General features: G+C 64.9%; 22 protein-coding genes. 18 read left to right on the forward strand and 4 right to left on the reverse strand.

Going from position 1 to position 24897, the window contains the following annotated elements; genetic code table 11:
• Positions 1-607 precede the first annotated feature (607 nt).
• From ACZ0AV_RS08785 to ACZ0AV_RS08835, 11 genes are all read left to right on the forward strand, one after another.
• Complete coding sequence (locus ACZ0AV_RS08785; protein ID WP_499150690.1) at positions 608-2002, forward strand: polynucleotide adenylyltransferase PcnB; 1395 nt, start codon at positions 608-610, stop codon at positions 2000-2002.
• Between the two features lie 4 nt (positions 2003-2006).
• On the forward strand, positions 2007-2486 hold the full coding sequence (gene folK, locus ACZ0AV_RS08790; protein WP_499150691.1) for a 2-amino-4-hydroxy-6-hydroxymethyldihydropteridine diphosphokinase: 480 nt from the start codon (positions 2007-2009) through the stop codon (positions 2484-2486).
• 233 nt (positions 2487-2719) lie between these two features.
• Positions 2720-3520 carry a 3-methyl-2-oxobutanoate hydroxymethyltransferase gene (gene panB / locus ACZ0AV_RS08795; RefSeq protein WP_499150692.1) on the forward strand — a complete coding sequence of 267 codons (801 nt, stop codon included), beginning with the start codon at positions 2720-2722 and terminating at the stop codon, positions 3518-3520.
• Positions 3517-4377 (forward strand): pantoate--beta-alanine ligase, encoded by an 861-nt coding sequence (panC, locus tag ACZ0AV_RS08800; protein ID WP_499150693.1) that lies wholly within the window; start codon positions 3517-3519, stop codon positions 4375-4377. Before panB ends, panC begins: the two co-directional genes overlap by 4 nt.
• Positions 4378-4499: 122 nt before the next feature.
• Complete coding sequence (gene pgi, locus ACZ0AV_RS08805) at positions 4500-6164, forward strand: glucose-6-phosphate isomerase (protein ID WP_499150694.1); 1665 nt, start codon at positions 4500-4502, stop codon at positions 6162-6164.
• A gap of 130 nt (positions 6165-6294) precedes the next feature.
• Positions 6295-8232, forward strand: coding sequence for an acetate--CoA ligase (acs, locus tag ACZ0AV_RS08810; protein ID WP_499150695.1), 1938 nt, complete (start codon positions 6295-6297; stop codon positions 8230-8232).
• Between the two features lie 76 nt (positions 8233-8308).
• Entirely contained in the window at positions 8309-9175 is an 867-nt protein-coding gene (locus tag ACZ0AV_RS08815) for an oxygenase MpaB family protein (protein WP_499150696.1), read from the forward strand.
• Between the two features lie 107 nt (positions 9176-9282).
• Entirely contained in the window at positions 9283-10299 is a 1017-nt protein-coding gene (locus ACZ0AV_RS08820; protein WP_499150697.1) for a class I SAM-dependent rRNA methyltransferase, read from the forward strand.
• Positions 10300-10376: 77 nt separating this feature from the next.
• Complete coding sequence (locus ACZ0AV_RS08825; protein ID WP_499150698.1) at positions 10377-13322, forward strand: DUF748 domain-containing protein; 2946 nt, start codon at positions 10377-10379, stop codon at positions 13320-13322.
• 7 nt (positions 13323-13329) lie between these two features.
• Positions 13330-13620: a DUF2845 domain-containing protein gene (locus ACZ0AV_RS08830; protein ID WP_499150699.1), complete on the forward strand. Its 291-nt coding sequence runs from the start codon at positions 13330-13332 to the stop codon at positions 13618-13620.
• Positions 13617-13925, forward strand: a complete 309-nt coding sequence (locus ACZ0AV_RS08835) for a DUF2845 domain-containing protein (protein ID WP_499150700.1) — start codon at positions 13617-13619, stop codon at positions 13923-13925. Before ACZ0AV_RS08830 ends, ACZ0AV_RS08835 begins: the two co-directional genes overlap by 4 nt.
• A 56-nt stretch (positions 13926-13981) precedes the next feature.
• On the opposite strand, the gene ACZ0AV_RS08840 is transcribed toward ACZ0AV_RS08835, so the two are convergent.
• Positions 13982-14269 carry a PA4642 family protein gene (locus ACZ0AV_RS08840; protein WP_499150701.1) on the reverse strand — a complete coding sequence of 96 codons (288 nt, stop codon included), beginning with the start codon at positions 14267-14269 and terminating at the stop codon, positions 13982-13984.
• A gap of 262 nt (positions 14270-14531) precedes the next feature.
• Between ACZ0AV_RS08840 and dauA the strand changes: the two genes are divergently transcribed.
• On the forward strand, positions 14532-16238 hold the full coding sequence (gene dauA, locus ACZ0AV_RS08845; RefSeq protein ID WP_499150702.1) for a C4-dicarboxylic acid transporter DauA: 1707 nt from the start codon (positions 14532-14534) through the stop codon (positions 16236-16238).
• Positions 16239-16474: 236 nt separating this feature from the next.
• Here the strand turns inward: dauA and ACZ0AV_RS08850 are convergent, their stop codons facing one another.
• Positions 16475-17032 carry a hypoxanthine-guanine phosphoribosyltransferase gene (locus ACZ0AV_RS08850; RefSeq protein ID WP_499150703.1) on the reverse strand — a complete coding sequence of 186 codons (558 nt, stop codon included), beginning with the start codon at positions 17030-17032 and terminating at the stop codon, positions 16475-16477.
• A 355-nt stretch (positions 17033-17387) separates the two neighbouring features.
• On the opposite strand from ACZ0AV_RS08850, the gene upp reads away from it, so the two are divergent.
• Both upp and ACZ0AV_RS08860 read left to right on the forward strand, forming a co-directional pair.
• On the forward strand, positions 17388-18026 hold the full coding sequence (upp, locus tag ACZ0AV_RS08855) for a uracil phosphoribosyltransferase (protein ID WP_499150704.1): 639 nt from the start codon (positions 17388-17390) through the stop codon (positions 18024-18026).
• Between the two features lie 3 nt (positions 18027-18029).
• On the forward strand, positions 18030-19307 hold the full coding sequence (locus ACZ0AV_RS08860; protein WP_499150705.1) for a uracil-xanthine permease family protein: 1278 nt from the start codon (positions 18030-18032) through the stop codon (positions 19305-19307).
• A gap of 115 nt (positions 19308-19422) precedes the next feature.
• Here ACZ0AV_RS08860 and hemH read toward each other — a convergent pair whose 3' ends face one another.
• Entirely contained in the window at positions 19423-20445 is a 1023-nt protein-coding gene (gene hemH, locus ACZ0AV_RS08865; protein ID WP_499150706.1) for a ferrochelatase, read from the reverse strand.
• Positions 20446-20459: 14 nt separating this feature from the next.
• Positions 20460-21359 (reverse strand): TIGR01777 family oxidoreductase, encoded by a 900-nt coding sequence (locus tag ACZ0AV_RS08870; RefSeq protein ID WP_499150707.1) that lies wholly within the window; start codon positions 21357-21359, stop codon positions 20460-20462.
• A gap of 282 nt (positions 21360-21641) precedes the next feature.
• Between ACZ0AV_RS08870 and ACZ0AV_RS08875 the strand changes: the two genes are divergently transcribed.
• From ACZ0AV_RS08875 to ACZ0AV_RS08890, 4 genes are all read left to right on the forward strand, one after another.
• Positions 21642-22634, forward strand: a complete 993-nt coding sequence (locus ACZ0AV_RS08875) for an NAD(P)/FAD-dependent oxidoreductase (RefSeq protein ID WP_499150708.1) — start codon at positions 21642-21644, stop codon at positions 22632-22634.
• The gene (locus tag ACZ0AV_RS08880; protein ID WP_499150709.1) at positions 22631-22858 is read left to right on the forward strand and encodes a TIGR02450 family Trp-rich protein; all 228 of its coding nucleotides are present in this window, start codon (positions 22631-22633) and stop codon (positions 22856-22858) included. Before ACZ0AV_RS08875 ends, ACZ0AV_RS08880 begins: the two co-directional genes overlap by 4 nt.
• Before the next feature lie 126 nt (positions 22859-22984).
• On the forward strand, positions 22985-23953 hold the full coding sequence (locus tag ACZ0AV_RS08885) for a YbgA family protein (RefSeq protein ID WP_499150710.1): 969 nt from the start codon (positions 22985-22987) through the stop codon (positions 23951-23953).
• Entirely contained in the window at positions 23950-24894 is a 945-nt protein-coding gene (locus ACZ0AV_RS08890; RefSeq protein WP_499150711.1) for a MerR family transcriptional regulator, read from the forward strand. Before ACZ0AV_RS08885 ends, ACZ0AV_RS08890 begins: the two co-directional genes overlap by 4 nt.
• The last annotated feature ends 3 nt before the right edge of the window (positions 24895-24897 follow it).

Raw genomic sequence — 24897 nt, forward strand, 5'->3', positions numbered from 1 at the left:
AACAAAGCCGGGGTTTTCGGTAACGGAATCCCGGCTTTTTTTTGCCTCACAGAAAATCAAAAAACCTAACTACCTGTTTTTAAAAGAAAAACAAAAACTGGCACGGTGAATGCTTTATCTCTTGCACAACAACAATAACAAGCATGATCCACGACAATAAAAATAAGACGTAACGACTCCAGCACAATAAGAACAAGACGGCAGGAGACGCAGCTAACTGATTCTTTTGGAGAGGATTGCCTTGCAGGGCCTTTGCCCTTGACCAGATAGAGAACAATAAAACTGTCGATAGACAGCAACGGTTCTGGTTGGGTCGATGACCTGAGGTAGCGTCAGCATCCAAAGTAATCCGTTTGCTCTTGCTCCCCATATCGGGAGATTTCCGGGCACACAGTTCCGGAACGGGCGATCCAACAAAAACAACACGCCCGCCTAACAAGAAAAACGCGCAGTAACATTTATGGGGGAGCTTCGGCTCCCCCAGTAGCTTCGATCCCGGCCTGCCGCCCTCCCCCGCTTACACCACGCCTCACACAATGCTAGAATCCGCGATATTTCTGCGCCTTTACTTTATTCTGGCCGCTCATTTCGTCATACAGTGCCCTCCATGCTGAAAAAGCTGTTCAAGTCCCTTCGTTCGCCATTGCGCCGCGCGCACAAGCCCCACAGTACGCCGCAGGTGCTGAACAGCAATCAGCACCCGATCCAGCGCGGGCAGATCAGCCGCTACGCCATCAGTGTGGTCGAGCGCCTGCAGAACGCAGGCTATGAGGCCTATCTGGTCGGCGGCTGCGTGCGCGACTTGCTGCTGGGCATCGAGCCAAAGGATTTCGACGTCGCCACCAGCGCCACGCCCGAGCAGGTCAGGGGTGAGTTCCGCAATGCCCGGGTGATCGGCCGCCGTTTCAAGCTGGTGCATGTGCATTTCGGCCGCGAGATCATCGAAACCGCCACCTTCCGCGCCAATCACCCGCAGGGTGACGAGGAAGAGGACACCAGCCAGTCTTCGCGCAACGAGAGCGGCCGCATCCTGCGCGACAACGTTTACGGCACCCTGGAAGACGATGCTCAGCGCCGCGATTTCACCATCAATGCCCTTTACTACGACCCGGTTTCCGAGCGAATCCTGGACTATGCCAACGGCATGCACGACATCCGCAACAACCTGGTGCGGCTGATCGGCAACCCGACGCAGCGCTATCAGGAAGACCCGGTGCGCATGCTGCGCGCGGTGCGTTTCGCCGCCAAGCTGGACTTCGACATCGAGAAGCACAGCGCCGACCCGATCCATGACCTGGCACCGCTGCTGAGCGGCATTCCGGCCGCGCGGCTGTTCGACGAAGTGCTCAAGCTGTTTCTCAGCGGTTACGCCATCTATACCTACGACCTGCTGGTGGATTACGGCCTGTTTGGCCAGCTGTTCCCGGCCAGCGCTGCCGCCCTCAAGCACAATCACGACTACACCGACACGCTGATCCGCAATGCACTGGACAACACCGACCTGCGCATCCAGCAGGGCAAACCGGTGACCCCCGCCTTCCTGTTCGCCGCCCTGCTCTGGCCGGCCCTGCCGGCACGGGTCATTCGCCTGCAGGATCGCGGCATGCCGCCGATTCCGGCGATGCAGGAAGCCGCTCACGAACTGATCGCCGAGCAGTGCCAGCGCATCGCCGTGCCAAAGCGCTTCACGCTGCCGATCCGCGAGATCTGGGACATGCAGGAGCGCCTGCCACGTCGCAGTGGCAAGCGCGCCGACCTGCTGCTGGAGAACCCGCGTTTCCGCGCCGGCTACGACTTCCTGCTGTTGCGTGAAAGCGCTGGCGAGGAAACCAACGGCCTGGGCGACTGGTGGACGGACTACCAGGACGCCAGCGACAGCGATCGCCGGGTGATGATCCGCAATCTGTCCAGCAAGGACGATGGCCCGGCCGCACCGCGCAAGCGCCGCCGCAGCGGCGCCAGCAAGCGCAAACGCCCCACCCAGGACGGCGCTGCCGAGTAGGCCCATGGAACGCGTCTACATCGGCATGGGCAGCAACCTCGCCGCGCCTGCCGAACAACTGCGTCAGGCGCTGGCGGCGCTGCAGGCATTGCCGCACACCCGCCTGGTAGCCTGCTCCTCGTTCTATGCCAGTGACTCACTGTTGCCGGGCCAGCCGCGCTACACCAACGCGGTGGCCGCCCTGGACAGCGATCTGCAGCCGCTGCAACTGCTCGATGCCCTGCAGGCCATCGAGCTCGATCAGGGCCGCGAGCGCCACGAGCGCTGGGGGCCACGCACCCTCGATCTGGACATCCTGCTGTTTGGCGACCGGCTGATCGACGAATCGCGCCTGCGCGTGCCGCATTACCACCTGCACGCCCGCGCCTTCGTTCTCTACCCGCTGGCGGAAATCGCCGCCGGCCTCGAACTGCCCGATGGCCGCACTCTGGACGCCTTGCTGGCGGCCTGCCCCTTCGAGGGTCTGGAACGTCTGGCGCCCTGAACGAGGTGGTCGCATCGATGAGGGTAACGACGTAACGGCGCGGTAACACATTCCATTGACTTGGCCCCCCGCCATCGGGACTATAGCCACCCATTGCCCCCTAGCGGAGCACAAAGGGCCGCTAAACAGGCCGAATTGAAGCAGCCCTGCTGCCTCCTGAATGCCAGAAAGAACCTGCTCCACGAGAGCCTGTAACCAGCAGGCCCGCACAGGTTCCGAGTGAGGATACGTTCATGCCTGATGTCACCCTGACCACCCTGCGAGCACTCAAGCAGAAGGGTGAAAAGATCACCATGCTCACCTGCTACGACGCCACGTTCGCCAGCGCCTGCAGCCAGGCCGGTGTCGAGGTGCTGCTGATCGGCGACTCGCTGGGCATGGTACTGCAGGGACATGACAGCACCCTGCCGGTGAGCATGGCCGATACCGTGTACCACACCGCCAGCGTGAAGCGCGGCAACGCTGGTGCGCTGATCGTCGCCGACCTGCCGTTCATGGCCAACGCCACGCTGGACCAGACCCTGCACAATTCCGGCCTGCTGATGCAGGCAGGCGCGCACATGATCAAGGTCGAGGGCGCCGCCTGGCTGGCTGAATCCATCACGCGCCTCGCCGAACGGGGTGTGCCGGTGTGCGCGCACATGGGGCTGACGCCTCAGGCGGTGAACATTCTCGGCGGCTACAAGGTGCAGGGCCGTGAACAGGCCCAGGCACGCCAGATGGTGGCGGACGCCATCGCCCTCGAACAGGCCGGTGCGGCGATGCTACTGCTCGAGTGCGTGCCGAGCGACCTGGCCGGGGAAATCAGCCGCACGGTGAAGGTGCCGGTAATCGGCATCGGTGCCGGCGCGCAGACCGACGGCCAGGTGCTGGTGCTGCACGACATGCTGGGCCTGTCGCTGAGTGGCCGGGTACCCAAGTTCGTGAAGAACTTCATGAGCGGCCAGGCGAGTATCCAGGCGGCCCTTGCCGCCTACGTCAACGAGGTCAAGGCCGTGACCTTCCCTGCCGCCGAGCATGGGTTTTCCGCATGAACACCGTCAAGACCGTGCGCGAGTTGCGCGCTGCCGTCGCCCAGGCCCGCGCCGAAGGCAGGCAGATAGCACTGGTACCGACCATGGGCAACCTGCACGCCGGGCATGCCGCGCTGGTGGAAAAGGCCGCCCAGCGAGCCGACTTCGTGGTCGCCAGCATCTTCGTCAACCCGATGCAGTTCGGCCCCGCCGAAGACCTCGACAAGTACCCACGCACCCTGCAAGCCGATCAGCAGCGCCTGATCGAGGCCGGCTGCCACCTGCTGTTTCACCCGGACGTCGAGGAGATGTACCCGGGCGGCATGGGCGAGCAGACCCGCATCACCGTACCCGGCGTTTCCGAAGGCCTCTGTGGCGCCAGCCGCCCCGGGCATTTCGAGGGCGTGGCCACCGTGGTCACCAAACTGTTCAACATGGTGCAGCCCGACCTGGCGGTGTTCGGCCAGAAGGACTTCCAGCAACTGGCGGTGATCCGCACCCTGGTGCGTGACCTCAACATGCCAATCCAGATCATCGGCGAGCCGACCGTGCGCGCCGACAGTGGCCTGGCCTTGTCCTCGCGCAACGGCTACCTGAGCGACGCGCAACGCGATACCGCCACCGTCCTCTATCGTTCGCTGCAGCACATCGCCGAGGCCATCCGGGGCGGGGAGCGCGACCTGCCGGCACTGCTCGCCGAGGCGCAGCGCCAGCACGCCGACGCCGGCCTGCGCGCCGACTACCTGGAAGTGCGCGAGGCGCAGACCCTGCGCGAGGTCAGCCCGGGTGACCGCGACCTGGTGGTGCTGGTAGCCGCCTATCTGGGCAACACGCGGCTGATCGACAACCTCAGCTTCAGCCTCGACCAGGGTTACTGACGGACACTGCACCGCGCCGCCGAACCCGGCTACACTCGAAAGCCCGGACGATTTTTCCGGGCTTTCTGGTATCTGGCTGCCGCTGCAGCCTGGCCCCTCGAATGCCTCAACAAGGAAGCCCCATGGCGTATTTCCAACAGCCACTCGATGTTCTCGCCCTGCCCACCTGGCAGGCCCTGCAGCAGCATCGCCAGGCCATGCAGCGGTTCAGCATGCGCGAAGCCTTCGCGGGCAATGCGCAGCGCTTCGAGCAGTTTTCCCTGAGCAGCTGCGGCCTGTTCCTCGATTACTCGAAGAACCTGGCCAGCGACGAGACCATCGCGCTGCTGATGGCCCTGGCCCGTGAAGTGGGCCTGGAGCAGTCGATCCGCGCCATGTTCGACGGTGAAAAACTCAACGCCTCCGAAGGCCGCCCGGCACTGCACACCGCGCTGCGCCGCCCACTGGGCGACAAGGTGCTGGTCGATGGCGTCGACGTGATGCCCCAGGTGCAGCGCGTGCTGCAGCAGATGACCGAACTGGTCGGGCGGATTCACAGCGGCCTGTGGCGTGGATTCACCGAAAAACCCATTACCGACGTGGTGAACATTGGCATCGGCGGGTCCTTCCTCGGCCCGCAACTGGTCTCCGAGGCGCTGCTGCCGTTCGCCCAGCGCGGCGTGCGCTGCCATTACCTGGCCAATATCGACGGCAGTGAATTCCACGAGGTGTCGGCCAAGCTGCAGGCCGAGACCACCCTGTTCATCGTCTCGTCGAAATCCTTCGGCACCCTGGAAACGCTCAAGAACGCCCAGGCCGCGCGCGGCTGGTACCTCGCTCAGGGCGGCTCCGAGGCCGAGCTGTACCGGCACTTCATCGCCGTGTCGAGCAACCGCGAGGCCGCAGTAGGTTTCGGCATTCGCGAAGAGAACATCTTCCCGATGTGGGATTGGGTGGGTGGTCGCTATTCGCTGTGGTCGGCCATCGGCCTGCCGATCGCACTGTCCATCGGCATGTCCAACTTCAAGGAACTGCTGGCCGGCGCCTACAGCATGGACATGCACTTCAAGACCGCGCCGTTCGAGCAGAACATGCCGGTGCTGCTGGCGCTGCTGGGTATCTGGTACGGCAACTTCTGGGACGCGCAAAGCCAGGCGATCCTGCCGTACGACCACTACCTGCGCAACATCACCAAGCACCTGCAGCAACTGGACATGGAATCCAACGGCAAGAGCGTGCGCCAGGATGGCAGCCCGGCCAGCGGCGCGACCGGGCCGGTGATCTGGGGCGGCGTCGGCTGCAACGGCCAGCACGCCTATCACCAGTTGCTGCACCAGGGCGCGCAGCTGATTCCCGCCGATTTCATCGTCCCGGTGGTCAGCTACAACCCGGTGGCCGACCATCACCAGTGGCTATACGCCAACTGCCTGTCGCAGAGCCAGGCGCTGATGCTCGGCAAATCCCGCGAAGAAGCCGAAGCCGAGCTGCGCGCCAAGGGCCTGGCCGAAGACGACGTGCAGCGCCTGGCACCGCACAAGGTGATTGCCGGCAACCGGCCGAGCAACACCCTGGTACTCGAACGCATCAGCCCCCGCCGTCTCGGCGCGCTGGTGGCCCTGTACGAGCACAAGGTATTCACCCAGAGCGCCATCTGGGGCATCAACGCGTTCGACCAGTGGGGCGTCGAGCTGGGCAAGGAGCTCGGCAAGGGCGTCTATTCGCGCATGGTCGGCAGCGAAGACAGCCACGCCGAAGACGGTTCGACCCAGGGCCTGATCAACTACTTCCGCGGCCGCCATCGCGGTTGATCACCCGGGGCCCGCCCCGGCGGGCCCTGCAATACCTTGCAGCACTACGCGGCTCGCCGGGCTCGCCCCATAAGACTTGGCTGCTACCCTTATTGTCCTATGGGGACAAACAACAAGAGGGGAACCGCCCATGTCCACGATCAGCCGCCACCCCGTCAGCGACGCCACCCGTCAGCACGCCCACCTCGACGAGGCCGCCTACCAGCGCCTCTACCGTCAGTCGGTCGACGATCCGCAGACCTTCTGGGGCGAGCAGGCCAAGGCCTTTCTAGACTGGTTCAAGCCTTGGGACGACGTCTTCAGCGGCAGCCTGAGCAAGGGCGACATTCGCTGGTTCTCCGGCGGCCAGTTGAATATCAGCCACAACTGCATCGACCGCCACCTGGCCACCCGCGGTGATCAGGTGGCGCTGATCTGGGAAGGTGACGACCCCAAGGACTCGGCGCGCATCACTTACAAACAGCTGCACGAACAGGTCTGCCGCCTGGCCAACGTACTCAAGGCGCGCGGCGTGAAGAAAGGCGACCGGGTGTGCATCTACATGCCGATGGTGCCCGAGGCGGCCTACGCCATGCTCGCCTGCACGCGCATCGGTGCCGTGCATTCGGTGGTATTCGGAGGTTTCTCCCCGGACGCGCTGCGCGACCGCATTCTCGACGCCGACTGCCGCACGGTGATCACCGCCGATGAAGCGGTGCGCGGCGGCAAGCTCATCCCGCTCAAGAGCAACGTCGACAAGGCGCTGAATAGCTGCCCCAACGTCTCCACCGTGCTGGTGGTCAAGCGCACCGGCAACCCGGTCGACTGGGACGAGAAACGCGATCTCTGCTACCGCGAGGCCGCGCAGCAGGCAAGCGCCGACTGCCCCGCCGAGCCGATGGATGCCGAGGATCCGCTGTTCATCCTCTACACCTCCGGCAGCACCGGCAAACCCAAGGGCGTGCTGCACAGCACGGCGGGCTATCTGTTGCAGGCGGCGATGACCCACAAATACGTGTTCGACTACCACGACGGCGACATCTACTGGTGCACCGCCGATGTCGGTTGGGTTACCGGGCACAGTTACATCGTCTACGGCCCGCTGGCCAATGGCGCCACCAGCCTGATATTCGAGGGCGTGCCCAACTACCCGGACACCTCGCGCTTCTGGCAGGTCATCGACAAGCACCAGGTGAACATCTTCTACACCGCGCCAACGGCATTGCGCGCCCTGATGCGCGAAGGCGAAGCGCCAGTGAAGAAGGCCTCGCGCAGCAGCCTGCGCCTGCTTGGCACTGTCGGCGAGCCGATCAACCCGGAGGCCTGGGAGTGGTACTTCAGGGTGGTCGGCGAACAGCGCTGTCCCATCGTCGACACCTGGTGGCAGACCGAGACCGGCGCCATCATGATCACCCCGCTGCCAGGCGCCACCGACCTCAAACCCGGCTCGGCAACGCGGCCGTTCTTTGGCGTGCAGCCGGTGCTGCTCGACGAGCAGGGCAAGGAAATCGACGGCCCCGGCGCCGGCGTGCTGGCGATCAAGGCCAGTTGGCCAAGCCAGATACGCAGCGTCTACGGCGACCACCAACGCATGCTGGAAACCTACTTCACCGCTTACCCCGGCTATTACTTCAGCGGCGACGGCGCGCGCCGCGACGAGGACGGCTACTGGTGGATCACCGGCCGTGTCGACGACGTGATCAACGTCTCCGGGCACCGCATCGGCACCGCCGAAGTGGAGAGTGCGCTGGTGCTGCACGAGGCGGTGGCCGAGGCAGCCGTGGTCGGCTACCCCCATGACGTCAAGGGCCAGGGCATCTACGCCTTCGTCACCACCATGAACGGCGTCGAGCCCAGCGACGAGTTGAAGAAAGAGTTGCTCGGCCTGGTCGGCAAGGAAATTGGCAGCTTCGCCAAACCCGAGCTGATCCAATGGGCGCCGGGTCTGCCGAAAACCCGTTCAGGCAAGATCATGCGGCGCATCCTGCGCAAGATCGCCTGCAACGAGCTGGACAGCCTCGGCGACACCTCGACACTGGCCGACCCGAGCGTGGTCGACAGCCTGATCGAACAGCGCCTCAACCACTGACGCGCCTCATGGCTCCGTCTCTGCGGGGCCATGAGGCGGCTTGCCTTGGCCCCGCCAAGCGCCGACACTGCGCCGCATGGAAAGCCTACGTCGTCAGATAGAAAAACAGGTGCACAGCCTTACCGGCGCCTCGCTGGGTGTGCTCGACCTGGACCAGCCGCGCTTCGACCCCGGCCTGTTCGGCGCCGAGTCGATGGTCTGGGAAGTGCACGCCGACTTCACCGCGATGATGGTCGGCGGCATCTCCGCCCTGCTCCTGCAGATGCTCCACCCCCTGGCCCTGGCCGGTGTCTGGGATCACTCCACGTTCCGCCAGGACATGCTCGGCCGCCTGCGCCGGACCAGCCTGTTCATCGCCGGCACCAGTTACGGCGGCCTGCACGACGCCGAGCAGTTGATCGACAAGGTGCGCCGCGTCCACCTGCAGGTGATCGGCCAGGCGCCTGACGGCCGCCCTTATGCCGCCACCGATCCCGACTTGCTGACCTGGGTACACGTCTCGGAAGTCAGCCAGTTCCTCGCCGGCTACCTGCGCTATGTCGACCCGCACCTGCCAGTGGCCGAGCAGGATCGCTACTACCGCGAGGTGGCGCTGATCGCCGAACGCCTCGGCGCCCAGGGCGTGCCCACGTCGAGCCAGGCCGTCAGCGACTACCTCGAAGGCATGCGCCCGCAGTTGCTGTGCGACGAACGCACGCGCGAAGTGGTAAGGCTGCTGTACACCGCGCCGATGCCGAGCATCCTGGCCAAGCCCTTTGGCAGCCTGATGATGCAGGCCGGTGTCGACCTGCAGCCTGACTGGGCCAGCGAGCTGCTCGGCGAACGCCAGGCCGCCTGGCGCCGGCCACTGATCCGCGCAGGCGTGCGACGCACCGCCAAGGTGCTGCGCTGGGCCGTGAGCAATAGCGCTGCGCAGCGTGCACGTCGCCGCCTGGCGCCCTAGCCAGGCAGCTGCGGGTCGCACGCAACCCGCGCAAACCCGGGCCGTGAACTGCGGAAATCGACGGTTTTTTGCTAAACTGCCGGCCTCCCAATTCCGAGACGCCGCGCGTGCCATCTCTTGACCAGGCGCTGCGCGCCGCCCTCGCTGCCCGCGAAAACCTTTTCAGCGAACTGCACGCTCAAGGCACCGACTGCTACCGCCTGTTTCATGGCAGCCAGGAAGGCGCCAGCGGCTTGACCGTCGACCGCTACGGCCTGCAACTGCTGGTGCAGAGCTTCCACCAGAGCCTGAGCCGCGACGAACTGCTGGGCCTGCACGCGCTCGTCAACGAAACACTCGGCTTGCCGATGCTGCTGGTCTACAACGACCGCTCCAAGGGCAATTCGCGCATCGACCGCAGCGACCCGGTGTACAGCGCCAGCGACGAGGCCCTGGCCGACCTGCTTGGCCGCGAATGGGGCCTCGACTACCGGGTGCGCGGCCGTCATGCGGGGCAGGACCCGCTGCTGTTTCTGGACCTGCGCAACGCCCGGGGCTGGGTCCAGCGTCACAGTGCCGGCAAGCGCGTACTCAACCTGTTCGCCTACACCTGCGGCGTGGGGCTCAACGCGGCAGCTGGCGGGGCCAGCGAGGTGGTCAACCTGGACTTCGCCGAGGGCAACCTTGCCGTCGGCCGCGAGAACGGTGCGCTCAACCCGGGGCTGGCACCCATGCAGTTCGTACAGTCCGATTATTTTCCGGCGATCCGCCAGTGGGCCGGGCTGCCCATCGCCGCACGCCGCGGGCATAAGCTGCCCAGCTACCCGCGCCTTGAGCAGCGCCAGTTCGACCTGGTGTTTCTCGACCCGCCGGCCTGGGCGAAGAGCGCCTTCGGCACCGTCGACCTGCTGCGTGATTACCAGAGTCTGCTCAAGCCGGCGATTCTCGCCACCGCCGAGCACGGCACCCTGGTGTGCTGCAACAATTTGGCAAAAGTGCCAATGGCAGAGTGGCGCGAGCAGGTGCTGCGCTGCGCCAGCAAGCTGGGTCGGCCGGCGCGCGAGCATGAACAGTTGTTCCCCGCCGCGGATTTTCCGTCTTCGGATGGCAATCCGCCGCTGAAAACCCTCGCCCTGCATTTTTGAACGCCCGCAGCGTGCCGCGGAACCCAGCCCCCATGCCATAATCCAAGGCACTCTCGCCAGGAAGATGAAGCAGAACCATGCCCAAAGGATTGCGACGCGCCGTTACCGCCCTGCTGATTGCCATCGGCCTGTACAGCCTGATCGGGTTTCTCGTCTTGCCCGGCATCGCGCTGCGCATCGCCAACGGGCAACTGGAGCAGTACGCGACCCAGCCGGCGCGTTTGGATCGCCTGCAGCTCAACCCCTTCACACTCGAGGTGGATGCCTGGGGCCTGCACATCGGTGAGCCCGGCAAGCAACAGCTGGCGTTCGAGCACCTGGCCGTCAACCTGCAACTGGACAGCCTGTGGAGCGGCGCGCTGCACCTGGCCGACGTGACACTGGTCAACCCCCACACCGAAGTGCGCTTTGGCAAGGACGGCACCCTCAACCTGACCCAGCTGTTCAAGCTGCCGCCCAGCGAGCAGCCCGAGCCGCCGTCCGGCGAGCCGTTCGCGCTGCGCATCGACCGTATCGAGCTGCTGGGCGGCAACCTGCACTTTCAGGACCTGCGCCCGCAGGAGCCGATCGACATCCACTACGACGACCTCAACCTGCAACTGCATAACCTCAGTACCCTGCCCGACGACAACGCCGACATGACCCTGGTCGCCACCGGCCCGGCAGGCGGCCGGATCGACTGGAACGGTGAACTGAGCCTGAGCCCGATCAGCTCCCGCGGTACGCTGAAGGTCACCGACGAGCCGATGCAGGCGTTCTGGCCCTACGTGCGTGACGCCGTGCCGCTGGTGCTGGAGAAAGGCGTGGTCAGCCTGTCGACCGACTATCAGTTGAACCTGCGCGACGGTACCGACCTGCAATTGAGCGACGCGCGCGTCAAGGTCGCACCATTCGCCATGCAGACACCGGACGGCAAACCGCTGCTCGCCTTCAACGAACTGGAGGTCAGCGACACGTCACTGGACCTGGCCAAGCAGCAGGTGGTGATCGGCAAGGTACGCGGGCAGAAACTGGAAGCCTGGGCGGCCCGTGAAGCCGACGGCCAGCTGGACTGGCAGACGCTGCTGACCGGCAAGCCAAGCGAGCCACCCGCGCAGAAACCGACAGCGGCCGCAGAGCATGCCGCGCCGGCCAACGCCTCGGCCGATACCGCACCCGAGGCCCAAAGCGCGCCTGGCAAACCCTGGCGCGTGCAAGTCAAGGATGTGCAATTGCGCGATTACCACGCACATCTGGTCGACCGGGTACCGAGTGAAGCCGTTGCCGTCGAGCTCGGCCCGCTCGATCTGGACATGCAGAATTTCGACAGTCTCGGCACCTCGCCCTTCTCGCTCAAGCTGAATACCGGTGTCGGCAAACAGGGCGCGCTGCAGGCCGAAGGCCAGGTGCAGCTGAGCCCGACCACCGCCGACCTGAAGGTCGCCACCCGCAACCTCGACCTGCGCATCGCCCAGGCCTACATCAGCCCGTTCGTGCACCTGGAACTGCGCAGCGGCCTGCTGAGCAGCGACCTCGGCGTTGTACTGGCGTCCACCGAGCCTCTGGCGTTGCGCGTGCAGGGCAAGGCGCAGGTCACTCAACTGCACACCCTCGACACGCTCAAGGGCCGTGACCTGCTGCGCTGGAAACAGCTCGACCTGGGCGGTATCGACTACCGCCACGGCGAGCGTCTGGACATCGAGCGGGTCGACCTGGCCCAGCCCTACGCGCGCTTCATCATCAACGAAGACCTGACCACCAACGTCAACGAGCTGATCATCAAGCAGCCCGCCGGCAACGCCGGGCAGGCGCAGGCTTCGGCCGAGTCTGCCGAGCCCCTGGCGATCCGCATCGGCGAAGTCAGCCTCAAGGATGGCTCGGCCAATTTCGCCGACTTCAGCCTGCGCCCCAACTTCGCCACCGCCGTGCAGCAGCTCAACGGCCGCATCGGTACCCTCGACAGCACCAGCAACAAGCCCGCGCCGGTGGACATCAGTGGCAAGGTCGACCGCTATGCGCCGGTCAGCATCAAGGGCAGCCTGACGCCCTTCGACCCGCTGCAGAGCCTGGATATCGCCACCCAGTTCAAGCAGGTCGAGTTGACCACCCTGACGCCGTATTCCGGCAAGTTCGCCGGGTACCGCATCCGCAAGGGGCGCCTCAACCTGGACCTGCATTACCGCATCAACGACGGCAAACTCAACGCCGAGAACAAGGTGCTGATCGAACAGCTACAGCTCGGCGAGCAGGTCGACAGCCCGGACGCCGTCGACCTGCCGATCCGCCTGGCCGTGGCCCTGCTCAAGGACACCCAGGGGCGCATCTCCCTGGAACTGCCACTGCAGGGCGACCTCAACGACCCGCAGTTCAGCGTCATGCCGATCGTCTGGCAAACCCTGCGCAATCTGGTGCTGCGCACCGCCCAGGCGCCGTTCAAGTTCATCGGCGGCCTGGTCGGCGGCGGTGGCGCCGATATGGACCTGAGCACGGTGGTGTTCGCGCCGGGCAGTGCCGAACTGGACGGGCAGGCGCAAAAGGCGCTGGACATGCTCGCCGATGCACTCAAGGAACGCCCTGCCCTGCGCCTGGAGATCGAGGGCATGAGCGCACAGAGCAGCGACGGTCCGCTGCTGGCCGCCCAGCGCCTGGAGCGTGAGTACCAGGATTACCTGTATCGCATCATGCAGCGCCGGGGTGACCAGGTGCCGGCCAGCGCCGACCTGATCAGCGTCCCGGACGACGAAAAAGGTCCCCTGCTGGAAGGCATCTACCGTGCCCGCCTGAAACAGCAGCCGCCGGCCGACTGGGCCGAGCTGGACGATGAACAACGCACCGCCAGGCTGCGCGAGGCGGTACTCGGCTCCTGGACCGACAGCCGCGGCCTGCAACGCCAGTTGGCACAGGACCGCGCGGCGGCAATCAAGGACTACCTGGTAGACCGTGGCCAACTGGCCGGCGAGCGGGTCTACCTGCTCGACGTCGGCCTTGGTCAGGCGCAACCCGACGGCCGCGTGGCCACACCCCTCCATCTGGACAGTGAGTGACAGGCCTATGAAACGTTTGACGCTGCTGCTGGCACTGTGCGCCAGCCCGCTGCTGAGCCATGCCGATACTCTGCGGTGCGGCAGCAAGCTGGTGAACCTTGGCGACCGCACCTTCGAAGTGATGCAGAAATGCGGCGAACCTGCCTTTCGTGACCCGGTCGGCTACACCGTCGGGGCTTATAATCAACGCGAAACGAACATCGAGGAATGGGCCTACGAGCCCAGCAATGGCATGTTCACCATCCTGACCTTCGAGGGCAATCGGCTGACGCGCATCGAGCGCAAACGCCGTCAATGACGATGATCAAGACATTCATTTCCTGCACCCTGCTGGTGCTGCTGGCCGGCACGGCCAACGCCGCCAGCTGGCGCTGCGGCAGCGGCCTGGTGAGCACCGGCGACAGCACGGGCGAAGTCCAGTCCAAATGCGGCGAACCGAACAACCGCGCGTTTCTCGGCTACAAGGAAGTGACCGACCGCTATGGGTTCGCCAATGAGGTGCAGCTCGAGGAATGGAGCTACGGCCCGCGCAACGGCATGCACTACTTTCTGCGTTTCGAGGGCAACCGCCTGGAAAAGATCGACAGCAAGCGCGGCGACTGAGGTGCTTCTGCCTGGGCAGCCCGGGCGACGGCCATGCGCCGTCACCCTGGCTGCGCTCAGCTGCGGGCGGCGTTGATCGCCTGGATGTAGGGCTCGGCATTGCGCTGATCGCTGATCAGGGCGATGAAGTCGTTGCCGTCGGCATCCCGGGCATCGAGGTCATAGCCGGCCGCGACGAAGAAGCCAACGAAACGCTCGAAGTCATGGTCACGCAGGCCGCGGTAGGCCTTGACCAGCTTGTGCAGCGAGGGCGGCGTGGCGTCAGCCGGTTCCACGGCGAGAAACAGCTTGATCTGCTCGTCGCTCACTTCGTCGCCAATCACCTGCTTCTTGTCTTTACGCATCGCTCACTCCAGCAAACCAGACCACACGGGGCCGGCAGTGTAACCCCGGCGTCGCGAGCGCTCAACGCGGTGCGCCAAGGCGCGAGCAGCAGAGCGGTTTAGCATCGCCGGCAACGCAGCGGTACGCGACTTAAGTCAACGACTGGCGGCTGCGCTCACGCCTATACTGTTGCCAACCAGGCAGTTGCCGGCGTTTCGGCCCGGCCGCGCCAAGTCGCCGCAACTGGCGCTGATACGCCAACAGCCCTCAGGAACAGCCACCATGCCCAGCCTGTTCGCCGCTTGCCGCCAGAGCCTGCGCGGCGGATACACCTGGGCCAGCCTGCGAGGCGACCTGGCCGCCGGCCTGACCGTCGGCATCATCGCCATTCCCCTGGCCATGGCCCTGGCGATCGCCATCGGCGTGGCCCCGCAGCATGGCCTCTACACCGTGCTGATCGCCGCTCCGCTGATCGCCCTGTGTGGCGGCTCACGCTTCAATATCTCCGGCCCCACTGCGGCCTTCGTGGTGATTCTGCTGCCGATCACCGGGCAGTTCGGCATCGGCGGCCTGCTGCTGTGCACGGTGATGGCCGGGCTGATTCTGATCGCACTGGGGCTGCTCAAGGCCGGGCGACTGATCGAATTCGTCCCCTACCCGGTTACGCTCGGCTTCACTGCCGGTATCGGCGTCGTCATCGCCACCCTGCAGCTCAAGGACCTGCTGGGCTTGCAGCTGGCCGGCCAGCCGAGCCATTACGTGCAACAGGTGCAGATGCTGCTGCAGGCACTGCCCGGCATTCAGCCTGGCGACGCACTGGTGGCCGTGGCCTGCCTTGGCGTGCTGCTGGTATGGCCGCGGCTGGTGCCGCGCATACCCGGCCATCTGGTAGCGCTGACGGTCGGCGCTCTGCTGGGCCTGCTGCTGGAACGCAGCGGCGTGTCGGTGGCCACCCTGGGCGAGCGTTTCAGCTACAGCGTCGATGGGGTCAGTTACCCCGGAATTCCGCCCTTCCTGCCGACGTTCGCCTGGCCCTGGCAACTGCCAGGCGCCGATGGTCGGCCGCTGGTGCTGTCCTTCGAGCTGATCCGCCAATTGGCCGCGCCAGCCTTTGCCATCGCCATGCTCGGGGCCATCGAATCACTGCTTTGCGCCGTGGTCGCCGACGGTATGACCGGCAGCAAGCACGACCCCAACGCCGAGTTGCTCGGCCAGGGTATCGGCAACCTGGTCGCACCGCTGTTCGGTGGCATCACCGCCACCGCCGCTATCGCGCGCAGCGCCGCCAACGTAAGGGCCGGTGCCCACTCACCGCTGGCCGCGATCATCCACGCCGCCGTGGTGCTGGCCGCGATCCTGTTTCTCGCCCCGTTGTTCAGCTACCTGCCGATGGCCGCGCTTGCGGCCCTGCTGCTGATGGTGGCGTGGAACATGAGCGAGGCCCACCACGTGGTCCATACCCTGCGCATCGCGCCGCGCAGCGACGTGCTGGTGTTGCTGACCTGCCTGTCGCTGACGGTCCTGTTCGACATGGTGCTGGCGGTCGGCGTCGGCCTGCTGCTGGCTGCCGGGCTGTTCATCAAACGCATGAGCGAACTGACCGATGCCCGCAGCCTGCCTCGCAACGGCCATCAGACCCTGCACGATCTGCCGGAGCACGTGCTGGCCCTGGCCATCCGCGGCCCTTTGTTCTTTGGTGCCGCAGAACGCACGCTGGGCGCGCTACGCCGTCTCGACCCGCATATCCGCGTGGTGATTCTCGACGTCAGCGCCGTGCCGATGCTCGACATGACGGCGCTCGCAGCGCTGCACGCCATCGTGCTCGAGTATCGCCGGCACGGCATCGCCCTGATCGTCAGCGGCGCCTCGCCGTCGCTGCGCCTGAAGCTGCGCCGCGCCGGCCTGCAACGGGCCCACGGGCGCCTGAGCTACGCCCGTGATCTAGCCCAGGCACGGGCGATCTGTGAAGGCTGGTCCAGCGACGCCTGAGCCGCGCGCCGACCAGCCGCAGGGCTTGGAAGCCGTTAACGATCTTTCGGCTCGACTTAAGCGCTTTGCCCGCAAAGTGGCGAAAGCTGCCGTTCTCTATGTAGGGTGGATGACGCTCTTTTCATCCACCATTGCGATCGCAGAGCGGTGGACGGATGAAGCGTCGTCCACCCTACGACAGGCCGCTTTTGCCTTGTAGCTGCCGCTTCATGCACATAAAGATCGTAAACAGGGTCTTAGAGCCCCTTGACCGCGTAGATGCCCGGCGCGTTGCGCCAGTACCCCTTGTAGTCCATGCCGTAGCCGAAGATGTAGCGGTCGATGCATGGCAGGCCCACGTAGTCGGCCTTGAGGTCCGGGCGCGCCTTGCGGTCGTGATCCTTGTCGATCAGCACCGCGGTGTGCACGTTGGCAGCACCGGCGTGGTGGCAGAAGTCGATGATCGCGCCAAGGGTGTGACCTTCGTCGAGAATGTCATCGATGATCAGCACGTCACGGTCGATGAACGAGACTTCCGGCTTGGCCTTCCAGAACAGCTCGCCGCCACTGGTCTGGTTGCGGTAGCGGCTGGCATGCAGGTAAGACGCCTCCAGCGGAAAGTCGAGCTTGGTCAGCAGTTTGCCGGAGAAGATCAGCCCGCCATTCATCACGCAGAACACCACCGGATTACGGTCGGCCAACTCGCCGTTGATGGCCACGGCGACGCGCTCGATGGCGGCCTCCACTTCGGCTTCGTTGTAAAGGCAGTCGGCTTCGGCCATTACCTGGCGGATGTGGGCAAGATCGGCAGGCATATCAGCTCCTCGTTGGCGGCGGCGCCGGGCCAGCAGGCTGGCAGCACAGGCGTCGAACCGCATGTTATGGATGGCCCGGCGGGCAAGCTGATCACCGGGTCAGAAAAAAGGCCGCAACGTTACGCATCCGGCCCGCGTGGCGCAAGCGGCTGCGCACGCGCTCGACCAATGGCGAGGCGCCCGCAGGCGAGTGCAGAAAACCCTCGCGTGCAGCCGGCGCAGGCGCTGTGCGGCCGCCTGAGACAGCCCTGCCAGCACTGGCGATTGCAAAAAGTTGCCCATGTGCAGCGCCCATACTGCGGCGCAATGCTTTAATCTAGCGTGTTTTTTGCCCATTTTTGCCGGAGACCCCGCAATGCCAGTCCTCGAGATCCGCCACCCGCTGATTCGCCACAAGATCGGCCTCATGCGCCGCGCGGATATCAGCACCAAGAATTTCCGCGAGCTGGCCCAGGAAGTCGGCGCCCTGCTCACCTACGAGGCGACCAAGGACCTGCCGCTGGAAAACTACGAGATCGCCGGCTGGGCAGGCCCCGTGCAGGTCGAGAAGATCTCCGGCAAGAAGATCACCGTGGTACCGATCCTGCGCGCCGGCATCGGCATGCTCGACGGCGTGCTCAGCCTGATTCCGGGTGCAAAGGTCAGCGCCGTGGGCGTGGCGCGCAACGAGCAAACGCTGCAGGCGCACACCTACCTGGAAAAACTGGTGCCGGAGATCAACGAGCGCCTGGCGATGATCATCGACCCGATGCTGGCCACCGGCGCCTCCATGGTCGCCACCATCGACCTGCTCAAGAAGGCCGGCTGCAAGGAAATTCGCGCCATGGTGCTGGTAGCCGCGCCCGAAGGCATCAAGGCGGTCAACCAGGCGCATCCGGACGTGCGGATCTACACCGCATCCATCGACCAGTGCCTCAACGAACACGGCTACATCATTCCTGGCCTGGGCGATGCCGGCGACAAGATCTTCGGCACCAAGCAGAAGGACGCCTGATCGATGCACGACGAATTCAACGATCCGTTGTGGCGGCAAGTGCTGTCCGGCGCGCAGATGCTCTTCGTGGCCTTTGGCGCGTTGGTGCTGATGCCGCTGATCACCGGTCTGGATCCCAACGTGGCGCTGTTCACGGCCGGTCTCGGCACCTTGCTGTTCCAGATCGTCACCGGCCGCCAGGTGCCGGTATTCCTGGCCTCGAGCTTCGCGTTCATCACCCCGATCATTCTCGCCAAGGGCCAGTTCGGCCTGGCGGAAACCATGGGCGGCGTGGTCGCGGCCGGTTTTGTGTACACCTTTCTCGGCTTCGCCGTGAAGATCAAGGGCACCGGTTTCATCGACCGCCTGCTGCCGCCAGTGGTGATCGGCCCGGTGATCATTTCCATCGGCCTGGCGATGGCGCCGATCGCCGCCAACATGGCGATGGGCAAGGCTGGTGACGGCAGCGTGCTGTTGCCCTACAGCACGGCGATGTGGATTTCCATGCCAACCCTGCTGACCACACTGATCGTCGCCGTGTTCGGCCGTGGCATCTTTCGCCTGGTGCCGATCATCTCCGGCATTCTGGTGGGCTTTGCGCTGTCGATCTACTTCGGCGCCCTCGACCTGAGCCACGTGGCTACCGCGCCCTGGTTGGCAGTGCCGGCCTTCACCGCTCCGGCATTCAACTGGCAGGCGATCCTGTTCATCGTGCCTGTGGCCCTCGCGCCGGCCATCGAGCACATCGGCGGCGTGATCGCCGTGGGCAGCGTGACCGGCAAGAACTACCTGAAAAAGCCCGGCCTGCACCGCACCCTGCTCGGTGACGGCCTGGCTACATCGGCAGCCGGTATGTTCGGCGGCCCGCCCAACACCACGTACGCGGAGGTTACCGGCGCGGTGATGCTGACCAAGGCCTACAACCCGAAGATCATGACCTGGGCGGCGATCTTCGCCATCACCCTGGCCTTCATCGGCAAGTTCGGCGCCATCCTGCAAAGCATCCCGATGCCGGTGATGGGCGGCATCCTGTGCCTGCTGTTCGGTTCCATCGCCGCCGTCGGCATGAACACCCTGATCCGCCACAGCGTCGACCTCAGCGAGGCACGCAACCTGGTGATCGTCTCGGTGACGCTGGTGTTCGGTATCGGTGGTGTGCTGATCGGTACCGGCGACGGCCCGGACGACTTCGGCCTCAAGGGCATCGCCCTGTGCGCCATCGTCGCCATCTTGCTGAATCTGATCCTGCCGGGTAACGACGGCTGGAAGAAGAAGCGTGCCGACGACGCGCCCGACATCTGAGAACCTTTTAGAGCCCTGCTGCGCGTCGGTTGTGGCGCCGCCCAGGCCTTGCAGGCGCTAGCTTGCAAAACCTTGGAAGGGCTCAAGAAGATGCCCGGCGCCAGCCGGGCATTTTTCATACGTTTTGCGGCGCCCGCTCGCAAAGCCGCGTGAGTGCCGCCACCCAGCTCGGGTGGTCGTTCAGGCAGGGGACCAGTTCCAGGCTTTCGCCTCCTGCCTCCTGGAATTGCTCGCGCCCGCGATCACCGATTTCCTCGAGCGTCTCGATGCAATCGGCGACGAAGGCCGGGCACATCACCAGCAGCTTCTTCACGCCCTGGGCGGCCAGCTCGTCGAGGCGCGCCTCGGTGTAGGGCTCGATCCATTTGTCCTTGCCCAGGCGCGACTGGAACGACACCGACCACTGCTCAGGCCGCAGGCCCATGCGTTCGGCAAAGGCCTCGGCGCTGCGCATGCACTGGGCGCGGTAACAGGTGGCGAGCACCTGCGGGGGCGCCGTTTTGCAGCAGTCGGGCCCGCGCAGGCAATGCTTGCTCGGGTCGAGCTTGCGCAGGTGCCGCTCCGGCAAGCCGTGGAAGCTCAACAGCAGGTGATCGAACTCCTTTTCCAGGTAAGGGCGGGCGCTATCGGCCAAGGCGTCGATGTAATCGGGGTCCTGGAAGAACGGCGGCAGGATGGCGAAGCGGATCGGCAGCTTGCGCTCGCGCACCACCCGCTTGGCCTCCTCGATCACCGTGGTGGTGGTGCTGTCGGCGAACTGCGGATACAGCGGCGCCAGGGTCACCTGAGTGATGCCCTGCCCGGCCAGGCGCGTGAGCACGTTGTCCAGCGATGGCTCGCCGTAACGCATGGCCAGCTCGACCGGGCCCTGGGTCCATTGGGTTTTCATCGCCTCCTGCAGGCGTTTGCTGAGCACGATCAGCGGCGAGCCATCCGGCCACCAGATCGAGGCGTAGGCGTGGGCGGATTGCGCCGGACGGCGGATCAGGATCAGCGACACCAGCAGCCGACGCAGCGGCCAGGGCAGATCGACCACGTAAGGGTCCATGAGGAACTGGTTGAGGTAACTGCGAACATCGGCGACTCGCGTGGAAGCCGGTGAGCCAAGGTTGACCAGCAGTAAGGCGTGATCGGTCATGCAATGTCATCCTGTTAGTGAAGGCTCAGCAAATCCACCAGAGCCACATCCAGATGCGTGAAGCGAAATTCGAAGCCGGCCTCCTGCGCCTTGACCGGCAAGGCGTGCTGGCCACCCAGCAGCAGCATCGACATCTCGCCGAGGGCGGCGCGCAGCACAAAGGCCGGTAGCGGCACGATGGCCGGGCGGTGCACAGCGTGGCCCAGCTCGCTGGCGAATTCGGCGTTGCGGACCGGGTGCGGCGAGCAGGCATTATAGGGACCGCGTGCCTGCTCATGCTGCAAGAGAAAATCAATCAGGGCGATTTGGTCGGCGAGGTGAATCCACGGCATCCATTGGCGTCCGTCACCGATGCGCCCGCCAAGACCGAAGCGGAACGGTGTGACCATCCGTTTGAGAATCCCACCGTCCTTGGCCAGTACCAGCCCGGTGCGCAACAGCACCACGCGCATGCCCAGCGCTTCGGCCTGCTGGGCAGTGTCTTCCCAGGCGATGCACAACTGGGCAGCGAAATCGGCGCCGGCGCCGGCCTGTTCATCGACGATGTGCTCACCGCTGTCGCCATACCAGCCGACCGCCGAACCGGATAACAGCACGGCGGGTTTCTGCTCCCGGCCCTGCAGCCAGGCCAGCAGCTTTTCGCTCAGGCCGATGCGGCTCTCCCAGAGCAGTTGCTTGCGCGCCTTGCTCCAGGGGCGGTCGGCGATGGGTGCCCCGGCCAGGTTGACCACCGCGTCCAGCGGCCCGTCGCCGACCTCTTCCAGGCGCCCGACCCCGCGCACGCGGGTGCCGCAGAGCATGGCGACCTGTGCAGGGCGACGGCTCCAGACCGTCACCTGATGCCCTTGCTCGACCCAGTAACGGCATAGGGCGCGACCGATCAAGCCAGTACCGCCGGTGATCAGGATATGCATGGCAGCTTCCTCATAGGGTGCGTGGCAGTTTCGCCGTTGCCGGTGGCAACGGCGTGGCGACAACGACAATATTCCGCGCGGGCAGTTGGCCGACATAACGGGGAAACTATTGGCGTGCGCGCCTATTCTGAAGAATAGATGCCCTGGCTGCGGATACCGACCATATGGACACCTACTTATACAACAATTCTAGATTGTATAGGTTATGTTCAGGAGGTAGCCTTGGCCCTAGCGAGCTGTCGGCGTGCAGTCGCGCCTTCTCGGCAGCACACGAGGTAAACGATGACCAGCACAGTCCCTATCGCCATCATTGGCACCGGTATTGCCGGGCTGTCCGCCGCCGAGGCGCTGCATGCAGCCGGCTACTCGGTGCACTTGTTCGACAAGAGTCGTGGCAGCGGTGGCCGCATGGCCAGCAAGCGCAGCGATGCCGGTGCCCTGGATCTGGGCGCCCAATACTTTACCGCCCGCGACCGCCGCTTTGCTGCCACGGTGCAGCAGTGGCAAGCCCGCGGCTGGGTCGAGGAATGGACACCCAGCCTGTATCAGTACGCCCACGGCACGCTCAACCCCTCCGCCGACGAGCAGATTCGCTGGGTAGGCAAGCCACGCATGAGCGCCATTACCCGCGCGATGCTCGGGGCCCTGCCGGTGAATTTTTCCTGCCGCATCGCCGAAGTGTTTCGCGGCGAGCAGCACTGGCACCTGCTCGATGCAGATGGCAAGAGCCACGGGCCGTTCAGCCACGTGATCATTGCCACGCCGGCCCCTCAGGCCAGTGCCCTGTTGGCTTCTGCACCCAAGCTAGCTGGCACCGTGGCGAGCGTCAGCATGGAACCGACCTGGGCAGTGGCGCTGGCCTTTGCGCAGCCGCTGCAAACGCCGGTGGAAGGCTGCTTCGTGCAGGGTGAGGTGCTGGACTGGACGGCGCGCAACCGCAGCAAGCCGGGCCGGGATACCACCCTGGATACATGGGTGCTGCATGCCAGCAGCAGTTGGAGCCGCCAGCACCTGGATCTGTCCAGGGAGCAGGTGGTCGAACACCTGCACGGCGCCTTCGCGGAGATGATCGGCTGCGTGGTGCCCGAACCGGTGTTCAGCCTCGCTCACCGCTGGCTGTACGCACGCCCGAGCGCTGCGCACCAGCTCGGCGCCCTGGCCGATGCCGACCTGGGCCTGTATGCCTGTGGCGACTGGTGCCTGTCCGGCCGCGTCGAGGGTGCGTGGCTGAGCGGCCAGGAAGCAGCGCGCAAGCTGATCGCGCATAACCAATGACGACCGCAACGCACCGCCTCAACCCGCGCAAACTGCTGCTGTCCAAATGGACGGCAGCCCGGCCGCAAAATCGTGAAAAACACTTTCTGGTCACCGAATTGATCTGCGATGAAGAAGGCGTGGTGCTGGAAGTGGAACTGCAAGCCGTGCTCAGCAAGCGGGCCCAGCGCCTCGACTGGCGAGCGCTGCAGGATGCCGGCACCTGGCGAATGGGGTGGCAATGAGCGTCGCGGTGCCACGTGAAGCAAACAGACTGTACAGAGGATTTGACTTGTACAAGATCGCGCTTACTATGAGATAAAACTTGTACAAAAATAAATCTTTGTACAAGAACATTTCGAAGGTGCGCCATGTCAGCTACCCCGCTCCACCGCGAAAAACTCAAACTGGGCATCAGCGCCTGCCTGCTTGGCACCGAGGTGCGCTACAACGGTGGCCACAAGGCGTCCCGCCTGTGCCTTGATCAGTTGAGCGAATACTTCGATTTCGTGCCGTATTGCCCTGAAGTTGCCATAGGCCTCGGGATTCCGCGCGAGCCGATCCGCCTCGTGGGCGACCCCGATGCACCGCGCGCGGTTGGCACGGTACACCCCGACCGGGATCACACCGACGCACTGCTCGCCTACGGTGAGCAGGTAGCTGCCAACCTGCCGCCCATCAGCGGCTACATCGTCATGCAGCAATCACCTTCCTGTGGCCTGGAGCGCGTCAAGGTCTACCAGGACAACGGCCACCCGAGTGAACCCAGAGGCCGCGGCCTGTACACACGCGTGCTCTGCGAGCGGCACCCGAACCTGCCGATCGAGGAAGACGGTCGGCTCAACGACCCGGTGCTGCGGGAAAACTTCATGACCCGCGTGTTCACCTATTCACAGTGGCAGGCACTGTGCGAATCGGGCTTGAGCCGTGGCAAGCTGATCGAATTCCATGCCCGTCACAAGTACCTGCTGATGGCCACCGACCCGCTGCGCTACAAGCGGCTCGGCCGCCTGCTCGGTGATCTGGCCGGTGAGAACCTCGACGACCTGGCCGCGCATTACATCAGCGAACTGATGACCGCCCTCAAGCGCTGCGCCACCCGTGGTACCCACAGCAACGTGCTGCAGCACCTCAGCGGTTACCTCAAAAGCGCGTTGAGTGCGCAAGAGAAACAGGAAATGCAGCAGTTGATCGGCCAATACCGCCACGGCATCGTGCCGCTGGTGGTGCCGCTGACCCTGCTCAAGCACCATTTCCGCCAGCATCCCGACCGCTACATTGCGCAGCAGGTGTATCTGCAGCCGCATCCGGAAAATCTCAGCCTGCGCAACGCCCTATGAACCAGCCCATCTCGACCGAGCCAGGCGACGAAGGCTACCGCGACGCGGTCGCCGAGGGGTACCTGCCGATCCGTGAGGTGGCCAGCCTCACGGGCGTCAACCCGGTCACCCTGCGCGCCTGGGAACGCCGCTACGGACTGGTGGTGCCCCATCGCACGCCCAAGGGCCACCGTCTCTATTCCCCGGATCAGGTGCAGACCATTCACGCCGTACTGGGCTGGCTCAACCGCGGTGTATCGGTAGGCCAGGTCAAGGGCCTGCTGCGCGCCGACCAACCGCTGCCGGCCGAGCAGGCCTCGCAGTGGCAGGCAAAACGCGAGCAGCTGTGCAGCGCCATTCACCTGCTCGACGAGCGGCAGCTGGACGAACGCTTCAATGCCGAACTGGCGCTGTATCCACCCCAGATACTCTGCCAGCACCTGCTGCTGCCGTTGCTGGTGACGCTGGAAACACGCTGGCCGCAACGCCCTGGCGCGACCACCGAGCGGCTGTTCCTGCACAGCTGGCTGCGCAGCAAGCTCGGTGCGCGGGTGTACCACGACAATCGCCAGCACCACGGCAAGCCGCTGCTGTTGATCAACCTGTGTCAGATGCCGATGTCGCCGCAACTTTGGCTATGCGCCTGGCTGATCGGCACTGCCGGTTGCCCGGTCGACGCGTTCGACGGGCCGATTCCGGTGCACGAGCTGCCTCTGGCGATCGCCCGTTTGCAGCCGCGCGCCCTGCTGCTGTTCTGCGAAGCGGACGCCAATACCGATGCCGAATCCTCGCTGCACCAGTGGCTGGCCGACCACGGCATTCCCTGTCTGCTGGTTGGCATCGAGGACCCGGCACGCGGACAGCAGCTTGTCGCCAACGCGCCCGCCGGCGCGGACATCACCTTCATGGCCGATCCCCTTGCCGCGTTGCAGACGCTCGCTGATCGCCACCTGCTCGAATAGGAC

The organism is Pseudomonas sp. AC532 (genome assembly GCF_979258965.1).